We start from the raw sequence: 22,152 nt of genomic DNA on the forward strand, positions 1-22,152 counted from the left end.
ATACCAGATGTCCGCCTACCGGAGGATGCTCGATCAACGTGGCCTGACCCAGAGTATGTCGCGCAAGGCAAACTGCCACGACAACGCAGCGATAGAAAGCTTCTTTGGCACCCTTAAGTCGGAGTTCTTCCGCCTGAACAGGTTCGAAAGCATCGATGCACTGAAGGCCGGCATCAAACAGTACATCCACTACTACAACCACAAGCGCATCAAGCTGAAATTGAAAGGGCTGAGTCCCGTGATGTACAGAACTCAGCCCTCAACAGCCTAGCCGACCAAACTGTCCAACTTTACGGGGTCAGTTCAGATCACCGTGCGCCTCTCGACGAAGCAGCGTTGGGGGGCGCAGCGCCGAAGCTGCGCCGCCGGCGTTCAGTCGCCGAACAGCTTCTGGCGCAGTTCGCGGCGCTCCTGCGCCTCCAGCGACAGGGTCGCCGTGGGCCGGGCGAGCAGACGCGGGATGCCGATAGGCTCACCGGTTTCTTCGCACCAGCCGTAGTCGCCAGAGTCGATACGCGCGAGCGACTGCTGCACCTTCTTCAGCAGCTTGCGCTCGCGGTCGCGCGTGCGCAGCTCGAGTGCATGCTCTTCCTCGATCGTTGCGCGGTCGGCCGGGTCCGGCACGATTACGGTTTCGCGCAGGTTCTCGGTCGTCTGGCCGGCATTGCGGAGAATTTCCGCCTGCAGCTGTTCGAGCTTGTTCTTGAAGAAAGCGAGCTGATCCTCATTCATGTAATCCTTGTCGCTCATCTTCAGGATTTCGGCTTCGGTCAAGAGTCGTTTCGTCGTCATCTGGCTTACTTCTTCAATGTGAGGCAAAACTCTTACATAGTGCCCGCACTTTCGTATTGCCCGCAAGGCGCCTGGGACGTTGAGCACAGGGCTGGCACGGACGATGAACTGTCGTGACGCCGAAGCGCCTCACACCCCCTCGGGCGTCGCAACGCCAATGCGGGGCCGAACTCCTCTGGAAACCGGTTCTCAAATGCTCCTGAGGTATTTGCTCCCTGGCAGCGAATCTCCTGTGGCTGCCGCGGGCATTGTCGGCGAGTTCCCGGACAGGATTTGCCGGCGCCGCTTCAGGCCCGGCGCGCAATACGTAATCACCGCGCACTGACCGGGCAAATCGTTCTCATTCTCCAGTGGGCACGTATTGTAACTGAATCACAATCCGGCGCCGCAACTGGTGGAAATCCCTCTGCGGCACACCGGTATCCCGAAAATATAACGCGCGAACGGGCAAAAAGCGATGGTTGGACAGGCACTAATACAGCAGGGTTTTCACGCGTTTTTCATACGTGTGCGCCAGCGCACATTTCGCGGTGGCGCTTTGCCGCCGCGTAGTGCTTGCTGTGTGCTTTACAGCGCGCTTCATAGCCTGCTTTAACCCCGGCTTCACAGCCCGCTTTACAGTCAACGTCACAAACCGCTTTACCGCCCACTTCACAACCAGGCCCGCAGGCACGCTCGCTGCCGCCGACTTTAGGCAGATCATTGGCGCGTAGCCATGCGATCCGGTATCAATCCGCTCAGACCAGGCAGGCGTCGAGGCCGTCGGTAATCAGGTCTTGCGGCAAATCAATGCCGATAAAGACCATCTTGTTGGTCTTTTTCTCGGCCGGCTGCCACTTGGCCGCGAGGTCGCTGCCCATCATCTGGTGCACGCCCTGGAACACGACTTTGCGGTCGACGCCCTTCATATACAGCACGCCCTTGTAGCGCAGCAGGTGCTCGCCGTAGATCTGCAGAATGCCGCCGAGAAAGTCTTCGAGCTTGTTCGGATCGAACGGGCGATCGTTGCGGTACACGAACGACTTGATCTTGTCGTCGTGATGCGCGTGATGACGGTGGCCGTGGTGGTGCCCCTCGTGGTCGCAATGGCCGTGGTCATGATCGCAATTTGCGTCGTCGTGATCGTGGTCGTGTGTATGGCCGTGCTCGTCATGCGCATGAGCGTGGTTATGCGCGTGCTCGTCCTCGGTGAGGAAGTCCGGATCGATCTCCAGCTTCGAATTCAGATTGAAGCCGCGCAGATCGAAAATCTCTTTAATGTCCGCGTCGCCGAAATTGACCACCTTGATTGCCGCCTTCGGATTCATATGCAGCAGGCGGTGGCGCAGATCGGCGAGGTGCTGTTCGTCCACGAGGTCCGACTTGGTGATGAAAAGCCGATCGGCGAAACCCACCTGGCGCTGCACGACTTCGTGTTCGTCCAGCTGATGGTTCGCGTGCTTCGCGTCGACCAGCGTGATGATCGCGTCGAGCAGGAATTCGCCGGCGATCTGGTCGTCCATGAAGAACGTCTGGGCGACCGGGCCGGGATTCGCGAGACCGGTGGTTTCGATCACCACACGGTCGAAGTCCAGCTTGCCTGACTGCTTTTGCGCGGCAAGGTCGCCAAGCACGCGCGACAGGTCGCCGCGGATCGTGCAGCAAATGCAGCCGTTGCTCATCTGAATGATCTGCTCGCCCGTGTCCTGCACGAGGATGTCGTTGTCGATGTTCTCTTCGCCGAACTCGTTCTCGATCACGGCGATCTTCATGCCGTGCTTTTCGTTCAGGATGCGTTTGAGCAGGGTGGTTTTGCCGCTGCCGAGAAAGCCGGTCAGGATGGTGACTGGAATCATGTTGTTCGCCTGTTAGTCGTGAAACGATGCGTAATCGTATGCATACCGGATGCATGAGTGGGGCGCGGCGGCCTCGCGGCGCGCAGCCCGTCCAGCCGGTTATTGAAACATATCTGCCCGCGCGGCGCTGGCAGGCGCCAGCCGCAAAACGCTGCTGCGCCGTGCCCGAATGCGAAATAACCGTGAAGTTATGGGCGATCAGGCGATTTGCAACAGCAGCCCTTTCAGATATTCACCTTCCGGAAACGCTGTCAGCAAAGGATGGTCCACGCCCGCGCCAAGCCGCTTCAAAATCCGTGCATCGACGCGCGCGTCCGCGGCGGCACTTGCCACGATCTTCTGGAACAGCTCGGGATCGATCGCGCCGGAGCACGAGTACGTGAAAAGCAGGCCGCCCGGCCGCAGCAGCTTGAACCCCGTCAAGTTGATGTCCTTATAGGCGCGCGACGCGCGGTCCACATGTTCACGCGAAGGCGCGAATTTCGGCGGATCGAGCACGATCAGATCGAAACGCTCCCCTTCGTCGTAGAGGCGGCGCAGCGTCTTGAAAGCGTCCGCGTCGAGCCAGGCCGCGCGCTCTGCGTCAAAGCCGTTGGCCGCGACGTTCTGCTGCGCGAGCGCGAGAGCCTCGCCCGACGAATCGATCGACACGACCCGCTTCGCCCCGCCCTTGAGCGCCGCGAGCGAGAAGCCGCCCGTGTAGCAGAAGCAGTTCAGCACCTCGCGGCCCTCGGCAAACTGCTGTACCAGCAAGCGGTTGTCGCGCTGGTCGACGTAGAAACCGGTCTTGTGGCCGTTGCGCACATCGACGTGATAACGCACGCCGTTTTCACTTGCGATCAGGGTTTCCGACGGAGCTTCGCCCGCGAGCACGCCGGTAATCTGCTCCAGCCCTTCCTTCTGACGAATCGACACGTCCGAGCGCTCGTAGACGTTCGGACAACTGGTCGCGCCGACGAGCGCGGCGACAATCGCGTCCTTCCACGCCTCGACGCCCGCCGCCATGAACTGGCAGACGAGCTGGCTGCGCTGACCTTCGTCCTCGGCGACGTAGTGATCGACGATCAGGCCCGGCAGACCGTCGGCTTCGCCGAAAATCAGCCGCACCGCGCCGGTATCGCGCACCATCGCTTGTCGATGCGCAAGCGCGCGCTGCACGCGGCGCTTGAAAAAAGCATGGTCGATCGGCTCCGCTTCGTCGAAGCTCCATACGCGCGCGCGGATTTGGGAGTGCGGGCTGTAGGCGGCGCGCGCGAGAAACCGGCCGTCGTGCGCGCGCACCAGCACCGTCGCGCCTGCCGCGGGATGGCCGTCGATGCGGTCGATGGCGTTCGCATACACCCACGGGTGACGGCGCAGCAGCGATTTTTCTTTAGACGGTTTGAGCGTAACGGTATTCATGAGGTGTCAGCAGGAGCAAGAGGCCGCGCGACCGGCTGCGCGCGCGGCGGATGAAGCAAGGCGGTGACTGTTCTCCGGCCGCCGAAGCGGCGTCAGTCGCGTTTTTTGGCGCGCGGATGCGCCTGATCGTAGACCCGCGCGAGGTGCTGGAAGTCGAGGCCCGTGTACACCTGCGTCGCCGTGATGCTCGCGTGGCCGAGCAATTCCTGCACGGCGCGCAGATCGCCGCTCGACTGCAGCACGTGCGTGGCGAACGAATGCCGCAACACGTGCGGGTGCACGTTGGCGGGAATGCCGGCGACCAGCGCCGCGCGCTTCACACGCTCCCGGACCACGTTCGGCGATAGGCGATTGCCCCGCGCCGACAGAAACAGCGGATGCGGATCGAGCCTGACCATCTGGTCGCGCACCGCGAGCCAGGCGTTCAGCGCTTCGAGCGCCTTGCTGCCGACCGGCACGATACGGCGCCGGTTGCCCTTGCCGAGCACTTCCACTTCCGCCGAATCGAGCTTGAGCCAGCCGGCCGAGCGGTAGCCGTCGGCGTCGGCGAAGCGCACGTCGAGGCCGACCAGTTCCGCGAGACGCAGCCCGGACGAGTAGAAGAGCTCGAGCATTGCGTGATCGCACAACCCTTCGGCCGATGCCGCCGGCGGCGATTCCATCAGGCGATTCGCGTCGTCGACGGACAGCGCCTTGGGCAACGTCTTGGGCTGCTTCGGCGCGCGCACGGTGGCAACCGGATTGGCCGGCAGATCGACGCGGCCCGCGAGCCAGCGGTAAAACGCGCGCCATGCCGACAGGCGGTGGCTGATCGAGCGCGCCGTGAGGCCGCCCGCGTGCGCGCGCGCCACGGCGCCGCGAATGTCGACGGCGGTGAGGCTCTGGAGCGGCCGACCTTTCGCGAGCAGCCGCAATTCGTCCAGTTCGTGCGTGTAGCCGCGCAACGTGTGCGCCGACAGCCGCCGCTCGTGTTCGAGGTTCGACAAATAAGCGGCGATGAAGTCGGTTTCGGTCACGATAGGCGGTTTTGGGCTGGGCTGACTGTGGTTGGCGGCTCTCGGCTGGGTGATGACGGCCGCTGACGCGTGCGCTCGCCGGCTCAGCGCGGCAGCAAACGGCTGAGCGCGGCGCTTGCCAGCGCGCCGATCTGCGTGAGGAAGTCCGTGGCCATGCCGTCGTGAAAGCGCCGGGCGTCCGCAGATCCCATTACCAGCAGGCCGAACACCGGAGCGTCTTCGCTGGCTTCGGGGTCGCGCAGCGCGAGCAGCGCAATCGATTCGGTTGCGTGCGCCGGCTCGGGCGCGGCGCCGCCCGCCGGGTTCTCGTCCGATGTCGCGGCCGCCGCGACGAGCCACTGCGCCGCCTCGAAGCCGGTGTTGGCGCCGCAGTAAGGCGCCGTCAGGCTATTCGCGAAGATTCGCACTTCTTCGCCGACGTGGCGCGCGAAATCCGCCTGAGCGTAGGGCTCGGCGACGTCCCAGACACGCAGCGCCGCTTGGGGCACGTCGAAAATTTCGCGCAGGCCGTTGGCGATGGTGCGGGGCAGCGCGTAGGGATCGCGCTCCGCCATCACGCGGATGGTCCAGCGGTTGAACTTCGAGGCGATGCTGTCGTTCTCGTGACCGTAGCGCAGCAGTTCGGCGAGACGGCGTTCGAGATGCTTGTTCTTGTCGCGCAGCATTTCCATCTGCCGTTCCTGCAGCGACACCGCGGCCTTGCCGTGCGGGTTCGCGAGCCGGATGGTCGCGAGCACTTCGGCGTGTTCGGCGAAGAATTCGGGATTGGCGAGCAGATATTCGGCGACTTCGCGATCGTTCATGGTTTCGGCTAAAGGACTACGGGGGACGACGCCTTCATGCGACGCGTCGATCAATGAGTTAATGAATCGTGCAGGAACGATTGAGCGGCCCGCGCCCGATCGGCCCGCAATCTGCCTTCAATCGGCCAGCTCTATTTCGCCCTGGAAAACGGTGGTGGCCGGGCCCGCCATCAGAAGCGGTTCGCTTTCCTGATTACTGTCCCACGAGATGGTGAGCTTGCCGCCATGCGTATGAACCAGCACCGGCGAGTCGAGCAGTCCGCGGCGAATACCGGCGGCCACCGCCGCGCATGCGCCCGTGCCGCACGCCAGCGTTTCGCCGGCGCCGCGCTCGTAGACGCGCAGTTTGATTTCGCTGCGGCCAACAATCTGCATGAAGCCCGCGTTCACCCGCTGGGGAAAGCGCGCGTGGCGCTCGATCACCGGACCTTCTATCAGCACGGGGAATGCTTCGACGTCGTCCACCACTTGCACCGCGTGTGGATTGCCCATCGACACGACCGAAATCCAGCGCGTGGTGCCATTCACATCCAGCGGCCATAGCGTGTCCGCGCCCTCGCGCCGGCCCTGGATACCCTTGGTCGCGAACGGCACGCGCTCCGGCTCGAACACCGGCGCGCCCATGTCGACGAGCACTTCGCCGTTTTCCTGCATGGTGAGCGTGATGGTGCCTTTCTGCACTTGCACGCGCACGCTGCGCTGATCGGTCAGGCCGCTGTCGCGCACGAATTTCACGAAGCAGCGCGCGCCGTTGCCGCAATGCTCGACTTCGCCGCCGTCGCAATTGAAGATGCGATATCTGAAATCGACGCCTTCCACCGTCGGTTTTTCGACCAGCAGCAACTGGTCGGCACCGACGCCGAAATGCCGGTCTGCGAGCGCGCGCACCTGCGCCGGGCTCAGGTTGACCGGTTGGGTGTAGCCGTCGAGCACGACGAAGTCGTTACCCGCGCCGTGCATTTTGGTGAATTTCAGTTTCATCACGCTATTGTAAGTGACGCGCTTGCCCGTGAGCCGAACGCCGCTGTATTTCCGCGCATGGCTGCTTCGCAGTTCTGATGAGGCGCCGACTCCACGCGTTGCCAGCCTCGTTCAATAGACGCCCGGCACGCCCGGCGGCCGCGTCTTGAAACGCTTGTGGACCCAGTAGTACTGCTCGGGCATCGAAGGAATCTGTTCTTCAAGAAACGCGTTCATGCGCCGCGCGTCAGCGTCGTCGTCGCCGGTCGGGTAGCCCTCCCACGGCTTGAAGACTCGCAGGCGATAACCCTTGTAGTTCGGCAGCACTTCACCGATGAACGGCACGACTTGCGCATGCCCTACCTTCGCGAGCCGGCCCACTGCGGTCAGCGTGCAGGTCGGCACGCCGAAGAACGGCACGAAAGTCGAATTGCGTGCGCCGTAGTCCATGTCGGCGCCCAGCATGACCGGCTTGCGCTCGCGCAGCCAGCGCAGCACGATGCGCGCGCTGTCCGCGCGGCTCGCCATGTCCGCGCCAAAACGTGCGCGCGCCGCCTTGGCGACTTCCTCGAGTTCGGGATTCGACATCGGCTGATAAAGCGAGCCGCATTGGCGCTTGAGCGAGTAATTGAGAAAGATCGAGCCCGCCTCGATACCCACGAAGTGAAAGCCGAGAAAGAGGGTGGGCGGCAGGTTCGGGTCGGTCAGGTCGATTGCGCTGTCCACCTGAATCAGCTTCTCCAGCTTCTTCGCCGAGCCGAACCATTGCACGCTGCGCTCAAGATAACTGCGGATCGCGTGGCGGAAATGCTTTTGCGCGACCTCTTCGCGGCGCTCGTCGCTCCATTCGGGAAAGCACAGCTTGAGATTGGTGTGGACGATTCGCCTGCGCCGGCTCGGGATCTGATACAGCAGCCAGCCGAGACCGTCGCCCAGACGCGCGACGAAACCATAGGGCAACAGGGCAAAAAGTTTGAGCAGGCCGATAGCGAGCCGGGGGCCGAAGCGGCTCAGCATGCGGCCTCCAGGAAGGCCTTGCGCGCGACGGGGTTCAGGAAAGCAGCGAAGTTGACGTAATACCGCACTCGTGAGCACTCTGTGACAATCATTGGAAGTCGCTATAATAAGGGCTTCGCCGAGTTAATAGACAACTTGCGGGGCGAAGCCAGGCGGTGCGGTCCACGTGATTCGCGCCGGCCGGTAAGGTAATCCGCTAAAGCGTCGCCGCTTCAGGCTCCCGAAGCTGGCTACGTGAATATCAACCGTAACCACAAAACAGGAGTCTGCAACGTGGCAAACGACTATCTCTTCACCTCCGAATCCGTTTCTGAAGGCCATCCCGACAAGGTCGCGGACCAAATCTCGGACGCGATTCTCGACGCCATCCTGTCGCAGGACAAATACTCGCGTGTCGCGGCGGAAACGCTGTGCAACACCGGGCTGGTGGTGCTCGCGGGTGAAATCACCACGACCGCGAACGTCGACTACATTCAGATCGCGCGCAATACCATCAAGCGCATCGGCTACGACAACACCGACTACGGTATCGACTACCGCGGCTGCGCCGTGCTCGTCGCATACGACAAGCAGTCGCCGGACATCGCTCAGGGCGTGGACCGCGCGCACGACAACAACCTGGACCAGGGCGCGGGCGACCAGGGCCTGATGTTCGGCTACGCGTGCGAGGAAACCCCGGAACTGATGCCGTTGCCGATCCACCTGTCGCATCGTCTGGTGGAACGCCAGGCCAATCTGCGCCGCGACGGCCGCCTGCCGTGGCTGCGTCCGGACGCGAAGTCGCAGGTCACCGTGCGTTATGTGGACGGCAAACCGCATTCCATCGACACGGTCGTGCTTTCCACGCAGCATTCGCCGGACATTGATCTGGGCACGCTGCGCGAAGCGGTGATCGAAGAAGTCATCAAGCCGACGCTGCCGGCCAATCTGATCAAGGGCGACATCAAGTTCCTCGTGAACCCGACCGGCCGGTTCGTGATCGGCGGCCCGCAAGGCGATTGCGGTCTGACGGGGCGCAAGATCATCGTCGATACGTACGGTGGCGCGGCACCGCACGGCGGCGGCGCGTTTTCGGGCAAGGACCCGTCGAAGGTCGACCGCTCGGCAGCGTACGCCGGCCGCTACGTCGCGAAGAACATCGTGGCCGCAGGCCTTGCGTCGCGCTGCCTGATTCAGGTGTCGTACGCAATCGGCGTGGCGCAGCCGACCTCGGTCATGGTCAACACGTTCGGCACCGGCCGCGTGTCGGACGTCACCATCACGCGTCTCGTGCAGGAGCATTTCGATCTGCGTCCGAAGGGCATCATCCAGATGCTCGATCTGCTGCGTCCGGTCTACGAGAAGAGCGCAGCTTACGGTCACTTCGGCCGCGAAGAGCCGGAATTCACGTGGGAAGCCACGGACAAGGCGCTGGCGTTGGCAGAAGCCGCCGGCACCGAGCCGGTCGCCGCATTGGCGGACTGACGAAAGCCCCGCTGCCTGCGCGGGGCGGTTTTTTTCAAACCGGATACTCAGGCTGACTGAAACGGCCCGATCGGCTGATTGCTGATCGGGCCGTTTCTATTGGCGTCATTGATTCTGTGCGCGTCGCGCCTCGCCAGGTCGAATCGACGCGGCCCGCCACATCGGGAAACGCCACGAAACGTTACAACGTGCCGGGCCGTGTAAGGCACAGGGGCATTGTCGTGACGCTAGCGCTTGCGCTGCCTAGCGCGTCGCGAACGCGAACGCAAACCAGCCCGTGCTGCCGCTCGTCGACATGCGGCGCGGGCGGCGGCTTGCGTGCTGCGACTGCGTCGCGACGGCCGTGCGCGGGGTCGTCGTCAGACGCAGTGGCGTGGGCTTGCGCAGCAGCGTGCGCAGCGACAGGCGGCGTGCACCGCCGCGCGTACGCAAAGCAGAGAAAAAAGAGTTGAACCAGGTGCGGATGCCGTCGACTGCTTTCGCGTCGCGCCATTGTTCGCCCAAGGCACGCGTGCGTGTGGCGTGATGGCGCAGCGCGCGCACGACGTGACGGCGTGCCGGACGGGCCGCTTTCAGGGCGGCGCGAGTGAAACGGGTGCTCAGAAGAGTATGCATGGCTTTACAGATAGGCAACGTGTCGCGCGATGGAATGTGCGCCAGTTGTAGCACCCGGTGTGCCAATGGCGGTCTCTCGACGCACGAAGCGTAAGCCCGAAGCTGGGTGAAGAACTGCGCGATGAAACACGCCGGGATGGATCGCGCCTTCGGGCTGCAAAGCCCGTGAGACGCAAAAGCAGGCGGGAGTAGCGATCAACATGCGTGCAGGCTACACGTGATTCATGACGTCTGAAAGTCGGTTTTTACCCTGCGAATAAGGGTTTTCACCGACGCGCGCGGCGTTTGCGGCCCGAACTGGCACCTGTTGTCGCAGCACGATTAGCGTGCGCGGTTGCACAGCCGGCGTGCGGCCGCAGCCTGTGCGCCGCATGCAATCAGTGCGGCGCCTTGGATCAACATCAAACCTCCGACGAAACGCGACGGTGAAACAGCAGGCGGTATGATCGCGCCCGTTTTACAATCGAACATCGGTTAGTCGACGGTCACGGAACGCCATGTCACTCCATTCGAAGAAAGAGCAGATCCACACGCTGCGTGAGCAGGGCTTTGTCGTCGTGCCCGGCCTCCTGTCGGCCGAGCGTTGCGAGGAAATGAAACAGGTTGCGCAACGTCAGTTGGAGGACGCCGCCCCGCCCGTCGAGTTCGAGGCGGATCTGCAATATCCCGGTGCGCCCTCTTCGAAACTCGCGCCCGGCGGTCATACCGTGCGGCGCTTGCTAGACGCATACGGGCGCGATAGCAGTTTCGCGCAGTGGGCAACCGCGCCCGAAATTCGCGGCTGGATGGAGTTGTATTTCGGCGAAGAGCCGCGCCTTTCCCGCGCGCACCACAACTGCATGATGACCAAGCACCCGGCGTACGGCAGTCTGACCGGCTGGCATCGGGACGTGCGTTACTGGTCGTTCGAGCGCGACGATCTTGTTTCGGTGTGGCTCGCGCTCGGCAATGAAACTGTCGACAACGGCGCGCTCTGGTTCGTGCCGGGCTCGCACAGCGCCGCCTTCACCGGCGAGCGCTTTGACGAGGCCAAGTTCTTTCGCTCCGACCTCGAGGAAAATCAGACGTGGATTCGCGCCGCGGTGTCGCCCGAACTGAAAGCGGGGGACGTGGTGTTTTTCCACTGCAATACGCTGCACTCCGCGGGCAAGAATCTGAGCGACCAGGTGAAGTTCTCGCTGGTGTTCACCTATCACGGCGCGAGCAATGTGCCGTTGCCGGGCACACGCTCAGCAGCGAAGCCTGAAATCGCTTTCTGACTCAGACAACTGAAGCTTCGCGGCGGCGTGCTGCGCGCACAACCTGCGCGAGCGCGCAACGCCGCCGCCGCCGCTTCACGCGAAGCGCTTAGCGCTTGCGCCCCGACAACGCCATGCCCGTAATGCCTGCGAGCGTGGCCACCACGCCGCCAACAATCAGCATGATCGCCTTGTTCGAGGGCGAGCCCGTGAAGACGCGCGACACGTCGCTGCTCACCGAATTGAAAGCCTGCCCGCCGAAGTACAGCAGCAATACGCCGCCGACAATCAGCGCAATTGAAATCGCCTTCGTCATGTAACGCTCCCTAAGCTTGACCGCGCAAAGTGTAGGGGACGTGAAAGCGCTCGTCCATCCTGCGCGACGCGCTCTGCAGCCAGCGCGTCGATTGGCTACCATAGCGGTCTGACCACATATAACAACGAACTCACAGCAGCACGCCTCCCGCAGCATGCGATTGCCCATGCCTGAGATCACCGGGCGCCATCATTATCAAGGACATCAGCAATGGCTTACGAAGCAGCTTCAGAACGCTATGCGGACATGCAGTACCGCGTGTGCGGCAAGTCGGGCCTTAAACTTCCCGCGCTGTCGCTCGGCTTGTGGCACAACTTCGGCGACACCACACCGCTTTCCACGCAGCGCGAAATTCTGCGCGCCGCGTTCGATCTCGGCATCACCCACTTCGATCTGGCGAACAACTACGGGCCGCCGTACGGCAGTGCCGAGACCAACTTTGGCCGGCATTTCAAGGACGACTTCAAGCCCTATCGCGACGAGCTGCTGATTTCTTCGAAGGCCGGCTGGGACATGTGGCCGGGCCCGTATGGACAGGGCGGCGGCTCGCGCAAATACGTGCTCGCGAGTCTCGATCAGAGCCTCAAGCGCATGGGGCTCGACTACGTCGACATCTTCTATTCGCATCGCTTCGACGCACACACGCCGCTCGAAGAAACCGCGGGTGCATTGGCGAGTGCCGTGCAGCAGGGCAAGGCGCTGTACATCGGCATTTCGTCGTACTCGGCGAGCAAGACGCTCGAAATGGCGAAGCTGCTTGCCGAATATAAGGTGCCGCTCCTGATTCATCAGCCCGCGTACAACATGCTCAATCGCTGGATCGAACGCGAGTTGCTCGACACGCTGGAACAGGTCGGCGCGGGCACGATTGCGTTCACGCCGCTCGCGCAAGGTCTGCTGACCGGCAAGTATCTGAACGGCGTGCCGCAGGACGCGCGCGTGAACAAGCCCGGCGGCGCGTCCCTGAAGCAGGAGCATTTGAGCGCGGAGAATATCGAGCACGTGCGCAAGCTGAACGAAATCGCGCAACGTCGCGGCCAGAGCCTCGCGCAAATGGCGCTCGCATGGGCGTTGCGCGATCCGCGCGTGACCTCGGTGCTGATCGGCGCGAACCGCGCGGAACAGGTGCGCGAAAACGTCGGCGCGTTGAAGAACCTCGCGTTCTCGAAAGAGGAACTCGCGGAGATCGACCGCTACGCGACGGAAGGCGGCATCAACCTGTGGGAGAAACCGTCGACGGATCAGGCGGTCTGATTCCGGCGACGCTGGCGCCTCACGAATGAAGACCAAGCCGCCGTCAAGGCGGCTTTTTTCGCCAGACGCTAGACGAGCGCGGGCAAGCCTTCCACCAGCACTACCGCGAAGACGACACCGAGCAACGCACCCAGCACGCGCAGCACGTTGTGCCGCAACTCGGTCTTGCAAGGCAGCGCGCCGACGAACAGAGCCCCCGCCAGCGCCATCGGAATGACCAAAATGAAGTCGCCAATCGTGAAGTAGGTCGTCATACTCGTCTCCATTTATTTTGGCGGCGAAAGCAGCGGCTCTGATTGAGCGGTGCGCTGCCAACGCCCGATTCGAGTATAGGTGACGCCAGAAGCGCCGTAGCCGTCTGCTGGAGCTCCGCGACGCCGCTTCGCAAGCCGTTGAAGCCAACGCCCGCAAGGCTCGCAACGGTTGTGGCGGCGCAGCAAAAAGGTACGGAAAAAGTGAAGCGCTTGCTTACGCAGCCCTTACTTTTTATCGATTTTCGATGCGCTGCGAATGGCCGGGGCACTCGCCATCGTGCCGCAGTCGCCGCGCGTTCCGCTCAACCGTGAGCCGCGTCCAGCCGGCTCAATCTGAGCGCCGCCAGCATGCCGATGACGAGCAGCGCGGCCACGAGTGCGGCTACGCCGGTCCATCCGAAACCGGCCCACATGTGGCCGCCATATGAGCCGACCACGCTCGAGCCGATGTAGTACGCGAGCAGATAAAGCGCGGCCGCCTGGCCCTTGGCCTCTTTCGCGAGACGCCCGACCCAGCCGCTCGCCACCGCGTGCCCGGCGAAGAAGCCGAACGTCACGCAGGCAATGCCGCCGACAATCGCTGCGAGCGCGCCCAATGTGGTGAGCGCGAGCCCCGCGCCCATCAGCAGCAAGCTCGCCGCGAGCACACGGGCGCGCCCGAACGTGTCGGCCATGCGGCCGGACCACGGCGACGCGACCACGCCCGTCAGGTACACCACGAAAATTGCGCCGATCTCCGTTTGACTCAGGCGGTACGGCGGCGCGAGCAGCCGGTAGCCGATGTAGTTGTACAGCGTGACGAAGCTGCCCATCAGCACGAAGCCGAGCAGGAACAGCAAGGGCAAGCCCGGCCGTGTGAACTGGCGCAACAACGCGCTGCGGTGATGCATGAAGCCGAGTCCGCGCCGCGGCACGAAATGGCGCGACGGCGGCAGCAGCGCGCGAAACGCGAGCATCGACAGAAGGCCGAGCACGCCGATCGTGCCTATGGCGACGCGCCACGAGAACAGATCGGCGACCACGCCGGTGATCACGCGCCCCGCCATTCCGCCGATTGCCGTGCCGCCGACATACAAACCCATCGCGAGGCCGAGACCGTCGGGGTGCACTTCTTCAGCGAGATAGGCCATGGCGACGGCTGGCACGCCGCCGAGCGCGAGACCTTCGAGCGTGCGCAACACGAGCAGTTGATGCCACTGCGGCGCAATCGACACGCCGATCGTCAGCAGCGCCGAAACGGTCAACGACATCGTCATCAGCTTGTGACGGCTCCAGCCTTCGGAGACGAAGCCCGCCGTGAAGATGGAGAACGCGAGCGCCGCCGTGGAGAGCGAGACGGTGAGGCTGCTTTGCGCAGGCGTCACGTTGAACGCCGAGGAAAACGACGGCAACAGCGGCTGCACGCAATACAGCAATGAAAACGTGGCGTAGCCCGCAAACAGCAGGGCGATGCTGGCGCGCCAGTAGGCGCGGGTGCCGCGTTCGAGATAAGGCGTATCGGATGCGTTGGGCACGACAGAAAGAACCAGGACCAAATGCGGAAAAGACAGAGCGCAAAACGGCCGCGAAGTCAGAGCACTTCACAGTATCCGTCCGGTATCGTCATGACGAATATTCGCCAGACGCCGCGCCCGCAAAGCAGTTAAGGATACGCTGAAAATGGCGCCGCGGTGTGCGAAAACGCGCGAGTGGTGCGCAAGCGCAGCGTTTTTGATGTCTGCGCCCGGCAGGGTTTATGATGGTCTCGTCGCGGCGCCCGGCGCCGCGACGAATCCGCGGAAACGACGGGTGAAACGCCCTGAGTTCCCGCTATCACGGGCCCCGCAAAACGGGAACAATGACTCGAAGCTCTCACGCGTATCCACGCGCAGCAGTTTGGGTGCGTACGCAACGTTACCGGCGAAGCGGCGCTTTTATCATCACCTTGACCGGCATGAATCCATAAAGCCGGCTATGGGAGAACGGGGAAACATCATGCAAATCGGTTCCATTGTCCGATCGGTGCATATCGCCGTGCCACAAGGCGCGCGCGGAATCGTCATGCGCATTCTCGGCGACATGGCCATGGTGGCGTGGTATGCCGGCGAGCCCGGCGCTTCGCCGCAACTGAACACTGAACCCTTTTTCCTCGAAGACCTGATCGACACCGGCGAACTGGTGCGTCCGTCGAGCGCGCAGATGCATTAGCGCGGTCGCGGTTTCGCGCGTCTGCGGTTTGCCTCGCAGGCGCGCGCCGCAAATCGCGCCACACTCGTCTTTGACGGCCGCGCGGCGCACAATGCGGGCATGAACGACATTCTCGATCCACAGGACGGCGCCGCGCGCACCGTGCCTTTCGCCCGGCTCCAGCCGGAACTCGTGCTCGATGCACTCGACAGCGTGCTCGCCACAGTCGGCGTGCGCACGGACGGGCGCATGCTGCCGCTCAACAGTTACGAAAACCGCGTGTATCAGGTGGGCGTCGAAGACGGTCCGCCGGTGGTCGCCAAGTTCTATCGTCCCGAGCGTTGGAGCGATGCCGCCATTCTGGAAGAGCATGCGTTCGTCGCGGAACTGACCGCGCGGGAAATTCCCGCCGTGCCGGCGCGCGCTTTCGAAGGCCGCACGCTGCATACGTTCGACGGTTTCCGTTTTTCAATTTTCGAGCGCCGTGGCGGACGCGCGCCGGACCTCGATCGTCGCGATACGCTCGAGTGGCTTGGGCGCTTTATCGGCCGGATTCATGCGGTCGGGCAGACGCAGAACTACACGGAGCGTCCCGCGCTCGACATTCAGACTTTCGGCTACGAGCCGCGCGATTTCCTGCTTGCTCACACCTTCATTCCCGATGATGTGCGCGACGCCTGGCAGACCGTCGTCAATCTGGCGCTGGAAGGCGTCCAGCGCGCGTTTGAGCGCGCGGGCGAGATCCGCACGCTGCGCATGCACGGCGACTGTCATCCGAGCAATGTGCTGTGGACCGACGCGGGGCCGCATTTCGTCGACTTCGACGACAGCCGCATGGGCCCGGCCGTGCAGGACTTGTGGCTGCTGCTGCCGGGCGAGCGCGCCGAGGCGTCGCGTGCGCTCGCCGATCTGCTCGCGGGCTATGAAGACTTCTGCGACTTCGAGCCGCGCGAGCTGCATCTGGTCGAAGCGTTGCGCACGCTGCGCCTGATCCACTATCAGGCGTGGCTCGCGCGTCGCTGGGACGATCCTGCGTTTCCGGCGGCGTTTCCCTGGTTTAACACGCAGCGGTACTGGGAAGACCGCATTCTCGAAATGCGCGAGCAGTTGGGCGCGATGCAGGAAGGGCCGCTGTGGCCTGTTTAGATTGAGCAAACGCGTCAATTGTGTAATGATAGCCATTCTCAATTGAAGGGCATCGCCAGCTTCCTGTCACATTTCTCCTCCTCTGTGACTGCCAGCCAGCCCGTCAATGGGACGGCTCCGGGCCGCAAGCCGGAGCCGTCCGCTCTCCCTTTGTGAATTCCTCCGCTGCCGGTTGCGCGCGCTGCATGTCCGCGCGCGCGGCGGCGGTTTTAACCTGCAGCACCGGAGCATGATGTGAACGCGCCTGATTCAATCGATATGAAACCCGCTGCTGATGGCGCTTCACGCTATGTCGCCCATCACGAGCCGCCGGGCCGTCACCTGATGGACGGTGCCGAGCAGGCAGCGCGCCGTCAGCGTTCGCGGCGCGCGAACTTCATCAAGTGGCTGCGCAAGGTGCATGGTTGGGTCGGCCTATGGGGCGCGGTACTTGGACTTATGTTCGGCGCGACCGGCTTTTTGCTGAACCATCGCGCGGGTCCCATGAAGGTGCCGACGGGCCAGCCGCAAGTCGAGGAGTTGCAGATGGCCGTGCCCGACAAGCCTTTCCATTCGCCGATGGACATGGCGAAGTGGCTCAAGGGCGAGCTGAAAATAGATGGCAAGCCAGGCAGGATGAAACGCGAGCCGGCGCATCCGGTGGCATGGGGCGATCGCAGTACGATTCAGCCGGAGTTCTGGCAGGTGGGGTTCGCCGCGCCCACACAGAACGTGCAGGCCGAGTACTGGGTCGGCAACGGCTTCGTCGCGGTGAAACGCACGCAAAACAGCTTCCTCGCGACGATGACGAACCTCCACAAGGGCACGGGCTTGAGCATCGGCTGGATGCTGCTGGTGGACACGATAGCCGGCTCGTTGATCCTGCTCTCGCTGACGGGCGTGCTGTTGTGGACCGAATTGAACAAGCGCCGGGTGGTCGGCGTAGTACTGGTGGGCGGGTCGATTATCGCCGCGGTGGTGTGCGGTTTGATGTGAGCGCCAGGCTTCGCGCGTGACCTTCACGCCGAAGCTATACAAGGTTGCAACTGCGCTTTGCAACTGCGCTGCGAACCGCCTGGACAATCGGCTAGACAACCGCCACGGCAACCGCGCAGCCATCTCGCAGCAACTGCGCGTTGCCGACCGCGCGTCGCCGATCGCGTCGCCTGAATCTTGTGCATGCTAGGCGCTGCAGGCCGCGCCGCCCGCCGAGGCGGCAATTTCCCGCGCGGCTTTTGCACCTTCCACCTGAATCAGCGTGGGCAACGAAACGCCGTTTTTGGCCGCCGTCACTTCAGCGAGAATCGACACGGCAATTTCCGGCGGCGTGCGGCTGCCGATATAAATGCCCACCGGTCCATGCAAACGGGCCAGCTCCGTTTCGCTCAAGTCGAATTCCTTCAGCCGCTCGCGACGCGCCTGGTTATTGCGGCGCGAACCCAATGCGCCGACATAGAACGCCGGAGTCTTGAGCGCTTCCATCAAGGCGAGGTCGTCGAGCTTCGGGTCGTGCGTCAGGGCAATTACCGCGCAGCGTTCGTCGAGCTTCATGTCGAGCACGGTGTCGTCCGGCATGGTTCGCACGATCTTCGTGCCGGGAATGCTCCACTCTTCCGTGTACTCCTCGCGCGGATCGCACACGGTGACCTGATAGTCGAGCCCCACCGCAATGTTGCACAAGTAGCGCGACAACTGCCCGGCGCCGATTACGAGCATCCGGTAACGCGGGCCGTGAATCGTCAGGAGGCGCTGCCCGTCGAAATGCACGCCGTCGGTGGCGAGCGCCTTGTCGAGCCGCGCCACGCCCGTTGTCATGTCCAGTTCGCGCGCAACCAGCCGTCCTTCTTCCACAGCGGCGCAGAGTTCGGCGATGCCGCTTTGCGGTGTCAACGGTTCGAGCACCAGTTGAATCGTGCCGCCGCAAGGCAGTCCGAAACGATGCGCTTCTTCTGCGGTAATGCCGTATTTCACCGCCTCGGGCCGCGTCTGCTCAATACCTTGCTGGCGCACGCGATCGATCAGATCGTCTTCGATGCAGCCGCCCGAAACGGAGCCGACCACGAGCCCGTCGTCGCGCACGACGAGCATCGCGCCCTCGGGTCGCGGCGACGAGCCCCATGTCTTGACCACCGTCACCAGCAGCGCGCGATGTCCTTCCTCGAGCCAACGTGCGCTGGACTTCAGGACTTCGAGATCCACGCTGTCCATGATTTCTTCCTTTTCGTTGCATCGCCGCCGGACTCGTTGTCCGTAGCCTCGGTCGATGCAGTATTGTGCCCCGCCGCGCCGTCGGCTGCAGTGCCGCCGCCATCCCCCGCGTCGTCTGCATCCCCGGCATGGGCAGTGTCGGCACCGCCACTTGCGCCGACCTGCGCGCCGAAGCGTTTGAAGAATTCGCCGGCGATCTTGCGCGCCGCACCGTCGACGAGCCGCGAGCCGATTTGCGCGAGCTTGCCGCCTACCTGCGCGCTCGCCGTGTAGCTGAGCTTCGTCGATGCGTCGCCGTCCGCTTCGAGCGTGACGCGCGCGTTGCCTTTGGCGAAGCCGGCCGCGCCGCCCTGGCCTTCGAATACGATGTTGTACGCGTTGGGCGCGTCTATATCGGTGAGCTGCATGCGCCCCTTGAAGCGCGCCTTGACCGGGCCGACTGCGGCACTAAGCGTGACCAGATACGCGTTCTCACCGTCCGGATCGATGCTTTCGCAGCCCGGAATGCAGGCGCGCAAAATCTCCGTGTCGTTCAGCGCGTCCCACGTGCGCTGCTGCGAAACCGGCAGCGTATGAGTTTCGGTCAGTTCCATGAACGGGCTCCTGCGGTTGGCATGGCAGGCACGCCCGGACGCGGCGCGCGCGCGAGTTGCGCGAAGTCGCGGCCGAACGCGGCCAGGGTCTCCAGATTATGAACCGGGCGATGCGCGTCGACATACGGCAGGATCGCCTGTACACCGCGCGCCTTCGGTGAAAAGCCGCTGAAACGCAGCAACGGATTGAGCCACACGATTCGATGCGCGAAGCGCCGCAATCGGGCCATTTCAGCGTCTAGCACGTCGATCGCTTCGTGATCGAGGCCATCGGTTACGAGAAGCACGGTCGCGCGTCCGGCGAGCACACGCCGCGCCCAGCGTCGGTTGAACTCGGCGAGCGCCGCGCCGATGCGGGTGCCGCCCGACCAGTCGAGAACCTGTTCGGTGAGCGCGGCAATCGCCACGTCGGGATCGCGCTCGCGCAGCCAGCGCGTTGCGTTGGTGAGCCGCGTGCCGAACAGAAAGACCTGCAGGCGTTCGCGCGAGTGAACCAGCGCGTGACAGAAGTACAGTACCGCGCGCGAATAACTGCTCATCGAGCCGGAAATGTCGAGCAACAACACGAGCGGCGGCTTGCGCTCCACCACGGCGCGATATTTCCAGACGGTCCAGTCGCCGCCCGCGCGCACCGCCTGCCGCGCGCTGGCGCGCAGGTCAGCATGCGTGCCGTGCGATGCCGCCTTCAGGCGGCGCGTCGGTTCCTTCGCGAGCGGCAGACGCTGAGCGCGAATCAGATGGCGCAGCGTGCGCCATTCATCGGCGGAAAGGGTGTCGAAATCGCGGTGACGCAACCGTTCCTCGGCACTGAACGTGATGTGCGCGCGCAGTTCCTGCTGCTCGGTTTCCTGCGGTTTTTGCGTGTGCGGGGAGGGCGGCGCGCGCACCGCCAGCGCGTCGGCGAGACGGTTGTTGCGTTTGGGCGGCGGCAGGCCGTCGCGGACTTTCGGCAGCAGCAGCGCCCGCAGCTTGCCTTCCCAATCCGGATCACGCCAGAAGAGTTCGAACGCCGCGTCGAAGAGTTCGCGTTCGTCGGGCGCCGAAACCAGCGTTGCCGCGAGCGCGGCACGCACGTCGTCGCGGCGCGCGAGGTCGATGTAGTGGAGGGCGGCGAGCGCGTCGACGGCATGCGCGGGCGACATGGGCAGACCCGCGCCGCGCAGCACGCGCACGAAATGCACGACGTTGCGCGCAAGCGTAGGCGTGCCGTTTTCCGGCGATGCTGCGAGTCGCTGCCCCGCGTCCGGTTGGCGTTGCGCGGGCGGAGCGTCGCCGTGGTCGGGATTGTCAGCGCGAGTGAGCGTCGTCATGCTCGCTATTCCGGCGCGGCGAGGCACTGCGCGATCTGCGCCGCGTCGACACGCGCGAGATCGTCCTGGTACTTCAGCAGCACGCCGAGCGTGTTCTGCACCGACTGCGGATCGAGCTCCGTCACCGAGAGCGCCTCGAGCGCGCGGCACCAGTCGATGGTTTCCGCAATGCCCGGCGCCTTGAAGAGATCGATGCCGCGCAGCCGGTGCACGAAATCGACCGCGCGCCGCTGCAATTGCGCTGACGTTTGCGGCGCGCGCGCGGCCACGATCTGCAGTTCGCGGTCGCGATCCGGATAGCCGATCCATTGATACAGGCAGCGGCGCTTCAACGCGTCGTGCACCTCGCGCGTGCGGTTCGAGGTCATGACCACGAGCGGCGGCTGTGCCGCGCGCACCGTGCCGTACTCGGGAATCGACACCTGAAAGTCGGACAGCAGTTCGAGCAGGAAGGCTTCGAACGGCTCGTCGGCGCGGTCGATTTCGTCGATCAGCAGCACGCGCCGCGCGCCAGGATGATTTTCGTCGGGCAGCAGGGCCTGCAGCAGCGGGCGCTTCAGCAAAAATTCGCCGCGGTATAAGGTGTCGTTATCGGGTCGCTCGCCTGCGGCTTCGGCAAGACGCAACGCCATGATCTGCCGCGGGTAGTCCCACTCGTAGAGCGCGCTCGCGGTGTCCAGTCCTTCGTAGCATTGCAGCCGCAACATCGACGTGCCGAGCATGCCCGCCGCTGCTTTGGCAAGTTCGGTCTTGCCGACGCCCGGCTCTCCTTCGACGAACAACGGACGCTCCATGCGCAGCGCGAGATACAACGCCGTCGCCAGTTCGCGGCTCGCGAAATAGTTTTGGGCGGCGAGTTGCGCGAGGGTGTCGTCGATTGAAGCGGGGTGCATGGCGTTCCTGAATCTGCGCGATCAGCGACGCGCTTGAGCAACCGCGGCCGGCGCGAGCGAGCAGGCCCGCGTCGGCCGCCTGTACGAAGGATGGCTAACTATTTGCTTTTGCCACCGCGCGCGCGGCGAGCACCGGAATCAGATGCGCGCGATATTCCGCGCTCGCGTGCATGTCGTCGTTCAGGCTCGCGCCGGCGAGGCTGACCGCGCGCGCGGCCTCGGGCGTGAAATTCGCCGACAGTGCGCTTTCCAGTTCGGGCACACGAAACACGGAAGCCGCCGCGCCCGTCACCGCGACGCGCACGCCGCTCGTGAATTTCGCAACAAAGACGCCGACGAGCGCGAAATGCGACGCGGGGTTCCTGAATTTTTCGTACGCCGCCCGCTCGGGAACCGGAAATTCCACGCCCACGATCAGTTCGTCCGGTTCCAGAGCGGTTTCGTACATGCCCACGAAAAAGTCGCTGGACGAGATGCGCCGCCGTTGCGTGACGATGGTGGCGTCCAGTCCCATTGCCGCCGCCGGATAGCAGGCGGCCGGATCGTTGTTGGCGAGCGAGCCGCCAAGCGTGCCGAGCGCGCGCACCTGGCGATCGCCGATATGCGCGGCCAGGTCCGCCAGCGCCGGCAACGCCCGGCGTATGTCGGCGTGGTCGGCGACATCCGCGTGACAGACGGCTGCGCCGATTTTCACCACATTGGCCTCGACGCTGATCGACTTGAGCGCCGGAATGCGCGTCACGTCGATCAATTGCGAGGGCTGCGCAAGACGCAGCCGCATGGTGGGCAGCAGGCTCTGTCCGCCGGCCAGAAACTTTGCGTCGCTGTCGGCGGCGATGGCTGCGGCGGCTGCTTGCGGGTCCGTCGCGCGTTGATACTCGAATGAATACAT

At 63.8% G+C, this 22,152-nt stretch carries 23 protein-coding genes; 7 read left to right on the top strand and 16 right to left on the bottom strand.

All coding sequences use genetic code 11. From position 1 onward, the window contains the following. Window positions 1-271, top strand: a 271-nt coding sequence (locus F757_RS0128205; protein WP_027214301.1) for an IS3 family transposase, incomplete at its 5' end; no start/stop codon positions are given. A gap of 101 nt (window positions 272-372) precedes the next feature. Here F757_RS0128205 and dksA read toward each other — a convergent pair. The 7 genes from dksA to F757_RS0128245 all read right to left on the bottom strand — a co-directional run bounded on the left by dksA (window position 373) and on the right by F757_RS0128245 (window position 7,824). Next, window positions 373-792 carry an RNA polymerase-binding protein DksA gene (gene dksA, locus F757_RS0128210; RefSeq protein ID WP_006050516.1) on the bottom strand — a complete coding sequence of 140 codons (420 nt, stop codon included), beginning with the start codon at window positions 790-792 and terminating at the stop codon, window positions 373-375. A gap of 737 nt (window positions 793-1,529) precedes the next feature. Continuing rightward, window positions 1,530-2,627, bottom strand: coding sequence for a CobW family GTP-binding protein (locus F757_RS0128220; protein WP_027214303.1), 1,098 nt, complete (start codon window positions 2,625-2,627; stop codon window positions 1,530-1,532). A 198-nt stretch (window positions 2,628-2,825) separates the two neighbouring features. Then, on the bottom strand, window positions 2,826-4,028 hold the full coding sequence (locus tag F757_RS0128225) for a class I SAM-dependent rRNA methyltransferase (RefSeq protein ID WP_027214304.1): 1,203 nt from the start codon (window positions 4,026-4,028) through the stop codon (window positions 2,826-2,828). Between the two features lie 92 nt (window positions 4,029-4,120). After that, on the bottom strand, window positions 4,121-5,044 hold the full coding sequence (gene xerC / locus F757_RS0128230) for a tyrosine recombinase XerC (protein ID WP_027214305.1): 924 nt from the start codon (window positions 5,042-5,044) through the stop codon (window positions 4,121-4,123). 83 nt (window positions 5,045-5,127) lie between these two features. Further along, a complete protein-coding gene (locus F757_RS0128235) occupies window positions 5,128-5,847 on the bottom strand; it encodes a DUF484 family protein (protein ID WP_027214306.1) in 720 nt (239 codons plus the stop codon). A 117-nt stretch (window positions 5,848-5,964) separates the two neighbouring features. Next, a complete protein-coding gene (gene dapF, locus F757_RS0128240; RefSeq protein ID WP_027214307.1) occupies window positions 5,965-6,828 on the bottom strand; it encodes a diaminopimelate epimerase in 864 nt (287 codons plus the stop codon). Window positions 6,829-6,939: 111 nt separating this feature from the next. Next, window positions 6,940-7,824 carry a lipid A biosynthesis lauroyl acyltransferase gene (locus F757_RS0128245; protein WP_027214308.1) on the bottom strand — a complete coding sequence of 295 codons (885 nt, stop codon included), beginning with the start codon at window positions 7,822-7,824 and terminating at the stop codon, window positions 6,940-6,942. A 273-nt stretch (window positions 7,825-8,097) separates the two neighbouring features. Between F757_RS0128245 and metK the strand changes: the two genes are divergently transcribed. Then, entirely contained in the window at window positions 8,098-9,288 is a 1,191-nt protein-coding gene (gene metK, locus F757_RS0128250; RefSeq protein WP_027214309.1) for a methionine adenosyltransferase, read from the top strand. 243 nt (window positions 9,289-9,531) lie between these two features. Here metK and F757_RS0128255 read toward each other — a convergent pair whose 3' ends face one another. Continuing rightward, on the bottom strand, window positions 9,532-9,903 hold the full coding sequence (locus F757_RS0128255) for a hypothetical protein (RefSeq protein WP_027214310.1): 372 nt from the start codon (window positions 9,901-9,903) through the stop codon (window positions 9,532-9,534). Window positions 9,904-10,400: 497 nt separating this feature from the next. Between F757_RS0128255 and F757_RS0128265 the strand changes: the two genes are divergently transcribed. Further along, on the top strand, window positions 10,401-11,162 hold the full coding sequence (locus F757_RS0128265; protein WP_027214311.1) for a phytanoyl-CoA dioxygenase family protein: 762 nt from the start codon (window positions 10,401-10,403) through the stop codon (window positions 11,160-11,162). 88 nt (window positions 11,163-11,250) lie between these two features. On the opposite strand, the gene F757_RS0128270 is transcribed toward F757_RS0128265, so the two are convergent. Then, a complete protein-coding gene (locus F757_RS0128270) occupies window positions 11,251-11,457 on the bottom strand; it encodes a DUF3185 family protein (RefSeq protein ID WP_013337762.1) in 207 nt (68 codons plus the stop codon). 210 nt (window positions 11,458-11,667) lie between these two features. Here F757_RS0128270 and mgrA point away from each other — a divergent pair, with 210 nt between their 5' ends. Next, window positions 11,668-12,711 carry an L-glyceraldehyde 3-phosphate reductase gene (mgrA, locus tag F757_RS0128275; protein ID WP_027214312.1) on the top strand — a complete coding sequence of 348 codons (1,044 nt, stop codon included), beginning with the start codon at window positions 11,668-11,670 and terminating at the stop codon, window positions 12,709-12,711. A 68-nt stretch (window positions 12,712-12,779) separates the two neighbouring features. On the opposite strand, the gene F757_RS0128280 is transcribed toward mgrA, so the two are convergent. After that, the gene (locus tag F757_RS0128280) at window positions 12,780-12,965 is read right to left on the bottom strand and encodes a hypothetical protein (protein WP_025598019.1); all 186 of its coding nucleotides are present in this window, start codon (window positions 12,963-12,965) and stop codon (window positions 12,780-12,782) included. 302 nt (window positions 12,966-13,267) lie between these two features. Then, complete coding sequence (locus tag F757_RS0128285; protein ID WP_035467545.1) at window positions 13,268-14,479, bottom strand: MFS transporter; 1,212 nt, start codon at window positions 14,477-14,479, stop codon at window positions 13,268-13,270. A 460-nt stretch (window positions 14,480-14,939) separates the two neighbouring features. Between F757_RS0128285 and F757_RS0128290 the strand changes: the two genes are divergently transcribed. The 3 genes from F757_RS0128290 to F757_RS0128300 all read left to right on the top strand — a co-directional run bounded on the left by F757_RS0128290 (window position 14,940) and on the right by F757_RS0128300 (window position 17,252). Beyond that, window positions 14,940-15,152: a hypothetical protein gene (locus tag F757_RS0128290; RefSeq protein ID WP_006050502.1), complete on the top strand. Its 213-nt coding sequence runs from the start codon at window positions 14,940-14,942 to the stop codon at window positions 15,150-15,152. Window positions 15,153-15,251: 99 nt separating this feature from the next. Further along, window positions 15,252-16,277: a serine/threonine protein kinase gene (locus F757_RS0128295; protein ID WP_027214314.1), complete on the top strand. Its 1,026-nt coding sequence runs from the start codon at window positions 15,252-15,254 to the stop codon at window positions 16,275-16,277. A gap of 234 nt (window positions 16,278-16,511) precedes the next feature. After that, the gene (locus F757_RS0128300) at window positions 16,512-17,252 is read left to right on the top strand and encodes a PepSY-associated TM helix domain-containing protein (RefSeq protein ID WP_027214315.1); all 741 of its coding nucleotides are present in this window, start codon (window positions 16,512-16,514) and stop codon (window positions 17,250-17,252) included. A gap of 186 nt (window positions 17,253-17,438) precedes the next feature. Here the strand turns inward: F757_RS0128300 and F757_RS0128310 are convergent, their stop codons facing one another. From F757_RS0128310 to F757_RS0128330, 5 genes are all read right to left on the bottom strand, one after another. Then, window positions 17,439-18,464, bottom strand: coding sequence for an XdhC family protein (locus F757_RS0128310; RefSeq protein ID WP_013337768.1), 1,026 nt, complete (start codon window positions 18,462-18,464; stop codon window positions 17,439-17,441). After that, a complete protein-coding gene (locus tag F757_RS0128315) occupies window positions 18,437-19,057 on the bottom strand; it encodes a CoxG family protein (RefSeq protein WP_027214316.1) in 621 nt (206 codons plus the stop codon). The genes F757_RS0128310 and F757_RS0128315 overlap by 28 nt, the downstream gene beginning before the upstream one ends. After that, on the bottom strand, window positions 19,048-20,367 hold the full coding sequence (locus F757_RS0128320; protein ID WP_027214317.1) for a vWA domain-containing protein: 1,320 nt from the start codon (window positions 20,365-20,367) through the stop codon (window positions 19,048-19,050). The genes F757_RS0128315 and F757_RS0128320 overlap by 10 nt, the downstream gene beginning before the upstream one ends. A gap of 5 nt (window positions 20,368-20,372) precedes the next feature. Further along, window positions 20,373-21,260, bottom strand: coding sequence for an AAA family ATPase (locus F757_RS0128325; protein ID WP_027214318.1), 888 nt, complete (start codon window positions 21,258-21,260; stop codon window positions 20,373-20,375). A 94-nt stretch (window positions 21,261-21,354) separates the two neighbouring features. After that, window positions 21,355-22,152 carry an FAD binding domain-containing protein gene (locus F757_RS0128330; protein ID WP_027214319.1) on the bottom strand — a complete coding sequence of 266 codons (798 nt, stop codon included), beginning with the start codon at window positions 22,150-22,152 and terminating at the stop codon, window positions 21,355-21,357.

Source organism: Burkholderia sp. WSM2232 (genome assembly GCF_000472545.1).
Lineage (GTDB): Bacteria > Pseudomonadota > Gammaproteobacteria > Burkholderiales > Burkholderiaceae > Paraburkholderia.

Excerpts from the sequence above, each read along its gene's own strand:
- F757_RS0128255 (WP_027214310.1), bottom strand. The coding sequence starts at position 9,903 with ATGCATACTCTTCTGAGCACCCGTTTCACTCGCGCCGCCCTGAAAGCG.
- F757_RS0128330 (WP_027214319.1), bottom strand. The coding sequence starts at position 22,152 with ATGTATTCATTCGAGTATCAACGCGCGACGGACCCGCAAGCAGCCGCC.
- F757_RS0128295 (WP_027214314.1), top strand. The coding sequence starts at position 15,252 with ATGAACGACATTCTCGATCCACAGGACGGCGCCGCGCGCACCGTGCCT.
- F757_RS0128220 (WP_027214303.1), bottom strand. The coding sequence starts at position 2,627 with ATGATTCCAGTCACCATCCTGACCGGCTTTCTCGGCAGCGGCAAAACC.
- F757_RS0128245 (WP_027214308.1), bottom strand. The coding sequence starts at position 7,824 with ATGCTGAGCCGCTTCGGCCCCCGGCTCGCTATCGGCCTGCTCAAACTT.
- F757_RS0128320 (WP_027214317.1), bottom strand. The coding sequence starts at position 20,367 with ATGACGACGCTCACTCGCGCTGACAATCCCGACCACGGCGACGCTCCG.
- F757_RS0128290 (WP_006050502.1), top strand. The coding sequence starts at position 14,940 with ATGCAAATCGGTTCCATTGTCCGATCGGTGCATATCGCCGTGCCACAA.
- F757_RS0128235 (WP_027214306.1), bottom strand. The coding sequence starts at position 5,847 with ATGAACGATCGCGAAGTCGCCGAATATCTGCTCGCCAATCCCGAATTC.
- dksA (WP_006050516.1), bottom strand. The coding sequence starts at position 792 with ATGACGACGAAACGACTCTTGACCGAAGCCGAAATCCTGAAGATGAGC.
- mgrA (WP_027214312.1), top strand. The coding sequence starts at position 11,668 with ATGGCTTACGAAGCAGCTTCAGAACGCTATGCGGACATGCAGTACCGC.
- F757_RS0128270 (WP_013337762.1), bottom strand. The coding sequence starts at position 11,457 with ATGACGAAGGCGATTTCAATTGCGCTGATTGTCGGCGGCGTATTGCTG.
- F757_RS0128325 (WP_027214318.1), bottom strand. The coding sequence starts at position 21,260 with ATGCACCCCGCTTCAATCGACGACACCCTCGCGCAACTCGCCGCCCAA.
- F757_RS0128280 (WP_025598019.1), bottom strand. The coding sequence starts at position 12,965 with ATGACGACCTACTTCACGATTGGCGACTTCATTTTGGTCATTCCGATG.
- F757_RS0128225 (WP_027214304.1), bottom strand. The coding sequence starts at position 4,028 with ATGAATACCGTTACGCTCAAACCGTCTAAAGAAAAATCGCTGCTGCGC.
- F757_RS0128315 (WP_027214316.1), bottom strand. The coding sequence starts at position 19,057 with ATGGAACTGACCGAAACTCATACGCTGCCGGTTTCGCAGCAGCGCACG.
- F757_RS0128310 (WP_013337768.1), bottom strand. The coding sequence starts at position 18,464 with ATGGACAGCGTGGATCTCGAAGTCCTGAAGTCCAGCGCACGTTGGCTC.
- F757_RS0128265 (WP_027214311.1), top strand. The coding sequence starts at position 10,401 with ATGTCACTCCATTCGAAGAAAGAGCAGATCCACACGCTGCGTGAGCAG.
- dapF (WP_027214307.1), bottom strand. The coding sequence starts at position 6,828 with ATGAAACTGAAATTCACCAAAATGCACGGCGCGGGTAACGACTTCGTC.